This window comes from Paenibacillus farraposensis (assembly GCF_020736845.1).
GTDB lineage: Bacteria > Bacillota > Bacilli > Paenibacillales > Paenibacillaceae > Paenibacillus > Paenibacillus farraposensis.
The window spans coordinates 1-2,162 of sequence record NZ_JAFFQR010000036.1; the positions used below are offsets into that span (position 1 = coordinate 1).

The following is a 2,162-nucleotide window of genomic DNA, read 5'->3' on the forward strand; positions in this document are numbered from 1 at the left end:
GCACGCCGCCAGCGTTCGTCCTGAGCCAGGATCAAACTCTCCATTAAAGACCGGCCGAAGCCGGTTTATTAAAAGAGCGATTAGCTCATTTGAAACTGACGAGATAAAATATCTCTTGTTTGATTTTGCGAACAAAATCAGTTTACTCACTCGTTGTTCAGTTTTCAAAGATCAATTTTTTCATTCGGCTTTTCTTGGGCCGGATAAATAATATATCATACTTTGGCGATTCATACTACTGGTAAATAATAACTCATAGATGATCTTTTGAATTTTTGAACCATTACATCACAGCCTATCTTACGGCCAGATGAATAATATATCATTTAGGTTTGCTGATTACTACATGTAAGTTATACCAATTGATAAGTGACTTATCAAAATCATTTCTATTACTATACTCCTCATACTTTCGAATTTTTTTCTTCATTACATTTTGTGAATTTTTGATGTGAATTCATAGGCCACATACTACCTAACGATACAAAAAAGCCGCCAAGCTAAAATCTTGCTTGCGGTTTTTTTGCTTCTGTCTGGCATACACCTAAAGGTATTCATTTAGACTCCAGTGAACGTTACCATACGATCTGTTCTGTGTGTTCCACTACGTTACTGTCAGACTGATCTACAATAACCATTTGATAAGTTGCCTCATATCTGACAGTCGTAATATTCTGCAGCTCAATTATCTTTAATGCGTTTCTCTTTGCTTCTTCTACTGTTTCACCTGATCCGCCTAAGCGAAAATTGGGTAAATAACAAATAAATCCATCGGTTTCTTCGCTTTTTTCTATCAGCGCCTGAAAGGTTTTACCTGCTACTTGAATTTCTTCGAAATAGTTATCAAACAAAACTAAATTTTCAAAACTTGTAGGGATCAGTTCCAACGCTTTTTCTCTGGCATCTTGAATATCAGTCCCTATAGCGGACTGACGAAGAGCTGGTATGTAACAACTGCAATTCTCTTGATTATTTTCAAACATAAAAAGCAGATTTATTTTTGGCATAGATTTTTCCTCCTTATATTCACAAATCAGAGTAAGGTTTGGAGAACCTATAGGAAGAAATGAATTTTTCAACTCATTTCCTCTTAAAGCATCCAAAATCATACAGCTATATATAACTGTAATTGCTCTACTACATTTTGATGATGATTGACCGGTCTTAATTCTCCAGTCAAGCGATTGCCTATAAAAAGTGATGTTCTAGCATTACCGAAATTTTCACTAAGATCTTGCAACCAATTCTCCTGAAAATCTTTTATTTCCCTATCCATTAGCGGAAATAAATAAGTTCCGTAGTCATAAACAAACCACGCAAAAACATTGTATTTTTTTATTAATTTCAAATCATGTTTGAACTCTATACGAAATTTTTCTGATGTGACCAAGCTGTTCACAATAGGTGTCATTTTCTCTACGAGTTTTTCATATTCATCCTGTTCCTTGATAGCTTCTTTAAAAATGACCATTAGACGACCTCCGTCCTTTTTTGTGAAAAAACAAAAAAGCCATAGGAACACAAAAAACACCTCTAACAGGTGTTATGATCCCATGGCTAAATAAGCCTTATTATTTATCATGAACCAAAAAAAGGTTCATACCTTATCTTCGTCAATTAGTATCGACAAAGAAAATGCTTAAAACATAGTTAATAATCTATTTTTATCATACCTTCATGCAGCAGTCAATACTCTTCCTCGGGTAACGTGAACTACACGCCACCTAAGAGGTGGGTGCTTCTTGGTCAATAGAGCAACCGCTCCAAGTTTACCCAAGCTTACAGGATAGTTCCTATCCCAACAGATGCAATTTACATTGCGAGTTTCAGAAGGTTGTTGGCTGCGTTTATATCTCTATCGTGATGCGCGTTGCATTCTGGACAAGTCCATTCACGCAAGCCAAGATTCTTCACATCTGCATTTTTGTAACCGCAACATGAGCATAATTGGCTACTAGCGTAGTTCTTAGGTGCAATCATCAGATCACGTCCATACCACTTCGCTTTATATTCTAGCATTGAACGGAACAGGCTCCAGGATACTTCACAAATCGCCTTGGCAAGCTTTGGATTCTTCATCATGTTCTTTACCCGAAGGTCTTCCATGACAATGACTTGGTTTTCGTTAATCATCTTGGAAGATACTTTGTGCAAGAAGTCCT

Annotated in this window: 3 protein-coding genes; all 3 read right to left on the minus strand. The window is 36.5% G+C overall.

The features are described from left to right. Positions 1–575: 575 nt before the first annotated feature. On the minus strand, positions 576–1,109 hold the full coding sequence (locus tag JO375_RS06750) for a hypothetical protein (protein ID WP_229523731.1): 534 nt from the start codon (positions 1,107–1,109) through the stop codon (positions 576–578). Next, positions 1,106–1,471 carry a hypothetical protein gene (locus JO375_RS06755; RefSeq protein WP_229523732.1) on the minus strand — a complete coding sequence of 122 codons (366 nt, stop codon included), beginning with the start codon at positions 1,469–1,471 and terminating at the stop codon, positions 1,106–1,108. Before JO375_RS06755 ends, JO375_RS06750 begins: the two co-directional genes overlap by 4 nt. Before the next feature lie 341 nt (positions 1,472–1,812). Next, on the minus strand, positions 1,813–2,162 hold a 350-nt coding region (locus JO375_RS06760), incomplete at its 5' end, for an RNA-guided endonuclease TnpB family protein (RefSeq protein WP_229523733.1).